We start from the raw sequence: 6,758 nt of genomic DNA, 5'->3' as shown, positions 1-6,758 counted from the left end.
ACCCCACCCGGCACCCCCTCCCCGGACGATCCCTCGGGAGCCGTGCCCCCTTCCTCACCTCCGGTTCTCGGTGCCTCGGCGGGTACCGCCGTGCCCTCCGGTCCCGCCGTCCCCGACCCCTCCGACGCGCGACCCGGCGCGGACGTGGACCCGCGCACCCTCCAGGCGCAGGAGGTCAGGCTGGTCACCGGGAGTCAGCCGGTGCATGTGGACCACGTGGGGTCCGGGCCGCCCACGTACGACCCCGAGCCGACCGCGCTGCCACCGGCCGACCCGGACGATCTCGGCGACCTGGTCGCGGACACGGTGCTGGACGGTGCGCGCTACGGGGCCTGTACGTTGCGTGCCGTCTCCCTGCGCGGGGACTCGTCCCGCTACCGGGGCGAACCGCGCCGGGACTCGCTGCTGACCGCCCGGTTCGGTGTGGGCGAGCAGGCCCTGGTGCTGGTGGCGATGGCGACCGGCGTCCGGGCGACCCCCGGCGCGCACCGGGCGGCCGCCGAGGCGTGCCGGTGGATCGGGCAGGCGATCGGAAGCAGCCACGCCCGCCTCGTGGAGGACATCAGGGCCGCCCGGCGCGGCGACCTGAAGTCGGGGCTGCACCGGCTCACCGACCGCAGCCTCGGCAGACTCCGCGCGAGCGCGGCCGAGCAGGGGCTCGACCCGGAGGAGTACACCGCGAGCCTGCGCTGTCTGCTGCTCCCGGCCGACCCCCGGTGCCGTACCCGGGTGTTCTTCGGGGTCGGTCCCGGCGGACTGTTCCGGCTGCGGGGCGGGGAGTGGCAGGACATCGAGCCGAGGGTCGCCGAGGCCGCCGGTGCGCCGGTGGTCGGGTTCGGCTCGCTGCCGCACGAGACCCCCGAGGGCGACCGGCTCACCATGGACCTCGGCATCACGACGCCGCCGAGCCCGTTCGAACCCGCCCCCGCGCCGCCCCGTGAACCCTTCCGGTTCCGTGCCTCCGTGGCCCGCGAGGGCGACGTCCTGCTGCTGTGCACCCCCGGGCTCGCCGATCCCCTGCGCGGGGAGGAACAGCTCGCCGACCACCTCGCGGCGCGCTGGCGTACCGACGAGCCGCCCGGTCTCGCCGCCTACCTCGCCGACACCCAGGTCCGGGTCAAGGGCTACGCGGACGACCGTACGGCGGCGGCCGTCTGGGAGGCGTGACCGTCTCCGGGTGCCCGCCATGGGTCGTTCGGGCGTGCGAGAGCTGGGCAGGTCAGCCGGGTGAACCCGGGCGGGCCGGGGTAGACGGAGGGCGACGCGCACGGCCCCCCGTCCGGTGGCCGCTGTCAAGCCGTCGTACCGGCCGCCCGGTTGGCCTGTACCAGCGCTTGATTTCAGCCAATGAACATCATCGTCGTCGAGCGGTCCGCATCCGCCGCTGGTGCGGGGCTCGTCCGCCCGTCCCGTGCCGTTGCGAAACGGCCGGATCCCCAGTCCCACGTGGGGGGTTGGCCGAGACCGTGGGGTCGGGTACCGGCCGCCCGGCCGAGGGCGCGCCGTCGGGTTCGTCGGCGTGTGAGGGGGTTTTCCGGGGCGGGAAGCGCTGTCTTCCGGCACCGATGGCTGGCTTGACCCTGTGCGTTTGAAGGCGTACGGAGGGTCGTTGACGATTCGACATGAGTGCCGCGATCCGGACCGGGCAAGGATCCCCGTGTGCGTGTTCGAGCAGGAGGGGAATCGGTCATCGGCGCGTGGGCGGGGGTCATGAAGAGGCAGGCGCGAGGAGGCGGTCCCGTGGCGATCGGGACGTCCTCGGCGGAAGCGGTGGAGGAAGAGACCGACGATGTGCCGGCGCAGCCCGGTGCCGGTCAGCTCAGGCGCAGACTCGGGCGGGCGGATCTCCGGGCGGTGCCCGAGTCCCGCAAGGCCCTGCGGGAGCTGCTGCGGCAGTGGGGGCGGCCGGGGAGATCGGAGATAGCGGAACTGCTCACCAGTGAGCTGGTCACCAACGCACTGATCCACACCGACGACGACGCGGTGCTGACCGCCACGGTCTCACCCCGCGGACTCCATGTGGAGGTGCGGGACTTCGTGGCCCGCAGGCCCAGACCGAGGATGTCGCAGACCGACGACAGCACCCATGGCCGCGGTCTCCTCCTCGTGCAGTCCCTCGCCGACTCCTGGGGGGTACGGGCGCACGGGGTGGGCAAGTCGGTCTGGTTCGACCTCGACGGCGGCCTCACCTAGGGGGTGCTGTGCGGGACTTTCGAAGCACCCCCTAGAACCCCGTGCCGGGGCTGACGAGAGCCGGACGACGAAACAAACGGACAAGCAAACGGACAGGGGCGCGGCATCTGCCGCGCCCCTGTCCGATGGTGTGGTCCGGACTCAGCCGAACTGCTGCTCAAGGTCCTTGAGCTTCCGCTCCAGGGAGTCCAGCCGAGGCAGGGCCATCGTGTCGTCCTCCGCGGTGAGATCCACGGTGATCGACTTGTCAGAGCCGTTGCGCACGGGCTGCAGGGAGGGGCGGGTACGCACGGGCAGGGGCTCCGGCGCCGATATGGCCGGCTCCGAGACCGCCTGTGCCGGGACGCGCTCCACGGTGGTGTCCACCTGGCGCTGGCCACCGCCGCCACCGCCGCCGCCACGGCCGGGCAGACCCCGGTGGCCCCGGCTGATGGCCTTGAGGTGGGCGCGCTCCAGACGCTCGTGCTCCCGCTTGCGCGCGCGGTTCTCCTCCTTGAGGCGCTTGTCCTCGCGCACCTCGTCCACGGCCTCGTCCAGGCTGCGCACACCCTCCAGGAGCATCAGCGACCAGGCCCTGTACGTCTCACGCGGAGCCCGCAGCCAGCGGACCACACGGATCTGCGGCAGCGGACGCGGCACCAGGCCCTGCTCGCGCAGCGCCGCACGGCGGGTCTGCTTCAGCGCGCGGTCGAACAGCACCGCGGCGGACAGGGACATGCCGGCGAAGAACTGCGGGGCACCGTCGTGGCCGAGGCCACGGGGCGCGTGCACCCAGTTGAACCAGGCGGCGGCACCCGCGAACGTCCACACGAGTATGCGGGAGCCGAGAGCCGCGTCACCATGGCTGGCCTCGCGGACCGCGAGCACCGAGCAGAACATGGCGGCGCCGTCCAGGCCGAACGGAACCAGGTACTGCCACCCATTGGTGAGGCCCAGGTTCTGTTCACCGAACCCGACCAGGCCCCGGAAGGAGAGCGCCGCGGCGACCGCGGCACAGCAGAAGAGAAGAATGTAGGAAGCCGTGCCGTACAAGGCTTCCTTGCGCCGGCGGCGCTCCTCACTGCGTTCCCACGAATCCTCGGTCTTAGCGTGCTCCCCGGAGCGCTTGCCGCGCGCGAGCACCGCCACCGCCGCCAGCATGCCCAGGAGCAGTACGGCGCCCGGAAGCAGCCAGTTCAGCGATATGTCGGTCAATCTCATCAGGGGTCCCTTGCATTGGGATAGGGCGTAACGCCCGCCATAGTGGCCCAATCCTCGCGGCCCTCAGGGGGTTTCGGGGCAAGAGACCGCCAAGGAAGTGCAATGAGTGACGCCAGGCGGCATTCTGCTCGAACTACCGCGCGAGGGACGGGAGTTGAGTGCGAGTGAGATTACCCGTTCGAGTGGTTCCACGGAAAGTTCCCGTGATGAGTGAGGAATTTGTGAACCACCTGTAACCCAACGAGGGTCCCACCCGGAGTGGATCTTACGGCACATGCCCCCGGCGACCGCCGGGGGGTCCTGGTCGCCCCGTGGGAGACGGTCCGTCAGGCGGCCGCGGGTGCCGTGAGCTTGGCGATCCGTTCGGCCTCGCAGGTGCGCGGGCAGGTGGCGCAGGTGTCCTCGGGGGCCAGCGTGTAATACATGCAGCAGCTCGCCCGGTCCCGCGTCGGCAGCGGCTCACCGCCGGGCCCGGCCAGCTCGCGAAAGCCCGCGGAGCCCACGTACGGCCGGGTCGCGCCCGGCAGCAGCAGCTCCAGCTCGCGTCGGCACCGCTCCCGCTCGTCGGGGCCGAGCAGCTCGGCGACGTACCAGATGCCCTCCACGACCTCGTCGGTCGCCATGCCCCACAGGGTGCGGCCGCGTCGTCGCATCCGTGGGCCGAAGCCGCCGAGGACCGGTTCTATGTGCTCGGCGAAGGCGGCGCGCACCTCGGCCCGCAGCGCCTCCTCGTCCGGGACCACGCGGGCGCCGGGCGCGGTGGCGGCGGGATCGCCGGGCAGGCAGCTGAACGTTTCACCGCGGACCGCCAGCCGGCTCCGCTCCCGCTGGAACGCCACGTGCTCCGCCGGGAAGCGCGGTACCCGGCGCTCCAGGAACCAGGGGACGGTGAAGAGGAGGCACGCGTACCAGGAGTAGCGGTGCAGTCCGAAGGTCGCCACCACGTCCGGGCGCCCCTCCCGTCCATGGTCCCGGAGGATCTGGTCCTCGTCCCACGCCAGGAACGCGTCCAGCTCCGCGCCGCCCGCCGCGAGCCCGGCGGCGCGGACCCATCCCTCACCTTCGGGCAATGGATCCGCGAGGGAGAGTTCTGTCACGCTCGTCACGGGCAGGACCTCGGCCAACCGCGCGTAGGCGGCCGTCATGGGTGACGTGCGCGGCGGGGGGACTGGTGCCGGTGCGGAGAGGGGCATACGGGGACCGCCGTTTCACCATCACTGCCAGGTAAGGCTTACCTTACCCGAGGCTCGCTCTGGGTAGTCCGGGTTTGAACTGAGGGCATGTGCGCCTATGGTGCTTAACGACCGGTAACAACCCCAGTAGTGACCAACCGCCCCCGGGTGCCGGTGGCCGTACCGGCCAGGCGCACCGCCCGACACACCCGACACACACGTGGACCCATGACTCGGCTCGGAGGAGGACCTGTGGACCAGGCCGGACCGCGTTCGCGCCAGGCCGCTGCCGCGAGTGCGCCCGACGCCGCCCGTCCGGCCACGGCCTACCGAGTGCCCACGCAGCCGGGAGTGACGGACGTCGACCGGGAGCGGGGCCTCACGGCGGACGCCGCCGGGAGCGTCGGCCGCCGTGGCGCCGGCCGTGGTGAGGCCGCGTCGGCCGGTGAGGCGGGCCGCCGCGATGCCGTGCGGTCGGCCGCCGCGGGACGCCGTGGCGCCGTGCCGTCTGCCGACGCCGCCCGGGGTGAGCACACCCACAGTGAGACGCCGATCCCCCTCCCCCGCAGTGGGGGTACCGGGGACGAGGCAGGGTCCGACGGGCTGCGCCCGCCGGGGCGCCCCGTCGTGCAGCGGGCCTCCGTGCGCGGTCAGATCCTCGACGCCCTGCGGGCCGCGCTCGCCGCCGGTGAGCTGACGCCCGGCGAGGTGTACTCGGCGCCCGCGCTCGGCGAGCAGTTCGGGGTCTCGGCGACCCCGGTCCGCGAGGCGATGCAGCAACTGGCGATCGAGGGCGCCGTCGAGGTCGTCCCCAACCGGGGCTTCCGCGTCGTGCGGCGCGGCGCCCGTGAGCTGGCCGAGCTGGCGGAGGTGCGGGCGCTGCTCCAGGTGCCGGTGATCCTGCGGCTCGCGCGGACGCTGCCGGCCGACAGCTGGGCCGAGCTGAGGCCGCTGGCCGAGGAGACGGCGCGGGCGGCGTCCGCCGGGTGCCGGGCGACGTACGGGGAGGCGGACCGCGCCTTCCACCGGGGGATGCTGTCGCTGGCCGGCAACGAGCAGTTGGTGCAGATCGCGGACGACCTGCACCGCAGGAGTCAGCTGCCGCTGACCACCGGGCCCGCCGGGACGCGGATCGAGTTGATGGCCGACGCGGCGGAGCACATCGCGCTGCTGGACGCGTTGGCCGCGGGGGATCTTGAGGCCGTGGAGTGCCTCATGGGGAACCATTTCGGTGGGGCGGTCTAGCGGCGTAGGGGTGCGGGTGGTTCGCCGGGTGCCCGTGGTGTGTGGCTGGTCGCGCGGTTCCCCGCGCCCCTGAAAACCCGGTGGCGAGCCGTGTCGCGTCGAAACCCGGTGCGTCCGGCGTCGCGTGACAAGCCTGGTGCCGTCCGGCGTCGCGGCACGCGGCCCCTCACGCCGTGGCCGCCGGTGGGGCCAGTTGGCGGGAGAGCCAGGTCGGTACGCCGCCCAGGAGGCGGAAGAGGCGGCGGGCCTCCTCGCGGAGGCGGGACGCCTCCGGTTCGGGCTCGGTGTCGGCGAGCGACGCGAGCGCGGGGGCCGTACCCACGAGGTAGCCCAGCTCCTCGCGGATGCGCAGGGATTCGGCGAAGCCGTGGCGCGCCTCGGCCAACTCGCCGTCACGCAGGGCGAGTCCCGCCAGATGGCGCCAGGTGAACGACTGCAGCAGCAGGTTGTCGTGCGCGGTGGCGCCGGCGTGGGCGCGGCGGTAGGCGGCGCGCGCGGCCTGCGGGGCGTGGGCGAGGTTCTCCGCGAGGAGCCCCCGGCGGAAGTCGAGCAGTGCCCGGCCGGGCGCTCCCGGCGCGATCAGCGCGGCGGCCCGGCCCAGCGCGGCCCGCGCCTCGTCCGAGCGGTCGCGGACCCCGAGCAGCGTGGCCGCGTACGCCAACTGGCCGCGCTCACAGGCCGCCGCGCCCCGCTCGTCGTCGGTCCGGGCCTGCGCCTCGGCCGTGCGCAGCGCGTCCTCGGCCTCCTCCCAGCCCTGCTCGGTGTAGAGGCAGCGTTCGACGAGGAGCGCGGTGCGCTGCAGCGCGGCCTGTGGGGTGACGGGTTCGATGAGGGCGGCCGCGTCGACCCAGCACGCTCGTGAACGCAGGCGCCATACCGCGGTCTGGAGTGGATCGTCGCCGGCGGTCGTTCCGTTACCAGACATGGCGGTATGCGCCACGTTGCCCT

Annotated in this window: 6 protein-coding genes; 3 read left to right on the top strand and 3 right to left on the bottom strand. The window is 73.3% G+C overall.

What is annotated here, in order from left to right; translation table 11 throughout:
• Positions 1 to 1,167: protein phosphatase 2C domain-containing protein (locus tag AOK23_RS22845; RefSeq protein ID WP_240496504.1), on the top strand; the 1,167-nt coding region annotated here is incomplete at its 5' end.
• Between the two features lie 543 nt (positions 1,168 to 1,710).
• On the top strand, positions 1,711 to 2,193 hold the full coding sequence (locus tag AOK23_RS22840) for an ATP-binding protein (RefSeq protein WP_079049632.1): 483 nt from the start codon (positions 1,711 to 1,713) through the stop codon (positions 2,191 to 2,193).
• Between the two features lie 141 nt (positions 2,194 to 2,334).
• On the opposite strand, the gene AOK23_RS22835 is transcribed toward AOK23_RS22840, so the two are convergent.
• Together AOK23_RS22835 and AOK23_RS22830 are read right to left on the bottom strand one after the other, a co-directional pair.
• Positions 2,335 to 3,393 (bottom strand): DUF2637 domain-containing protein, encoded by a 1,059-nt coding sequence (locus tag AOK23_RS22835; RefSeq protein WP_055714546.1) that lies wholly within the window; start codon positions 3,391 to 3,393, stop codon positions 2,335 to 2,337.
• 326 nt (positions 3,394 to 3,719) lie between these two features.
• Positions 3,720 to 4,586, bottom strand: a complete 867-nt coding sequence (locus AOK23_RS22830) for a (2Fe-2S)-binding protein (protein ID WP_206336263.1) — start codon at positions 4,584 to 4,586, stop codon at positions 3,720 to 3,722.
• Positions 4,587 to 4,817: 231 nt separating this feature from the next.
• Here AOK23_RS22830 and AOK23_RS22825 point away from each other — a divergent pair, with 231 nt between their 5' ends.
• Positions 4,818 to 5,810: a GntR family transcriptional regulator gene (locus AOK23_RS22825; protein WP_055714544.1), complete on the top strand. Its 993-nt coding sequence runs from the start codon at positions 4,818 to 4,820 to the stop codon at positions 5,808 to 5,810.
• A gap of 166 nt (positions 5,811 to 5,976) precedes the next feature.
• On the opposite strand, the gene AOK23_RS22820 is transcribed toward AOK23_RS22825, so the two are convergent.
• Positions 5,977 to 6,750 carry a hypothetical protein gene (locus tag AOK23_RS22820; protein WP_055511549.1) on the bottom strand — a complete coding sequence of 258 codons (774 nt, stop codon included), beginning with the start codon at positions 6,748 to 6,750 and terminating at the stop codon, positions 5,977 to 5,979.
• Positions 6,751 to 6,758: the final 8 nt, after the last annotated feature.

The sequence above is a fragment of the Streptomyces torulosus genome (genome assembly GCF_001419765.1).
Taxonomy (GTDB): Bacteria; Actinomycetota; Actinomycetes; order Streptomycetales; family Streptomycetaceae; genus Streptomyces; species Streptomyces torulosus.
Note: the sequence above shows the minus strand (reverse complement) of the source record. Positions and strands in the feature narration are given on the sequence as shown.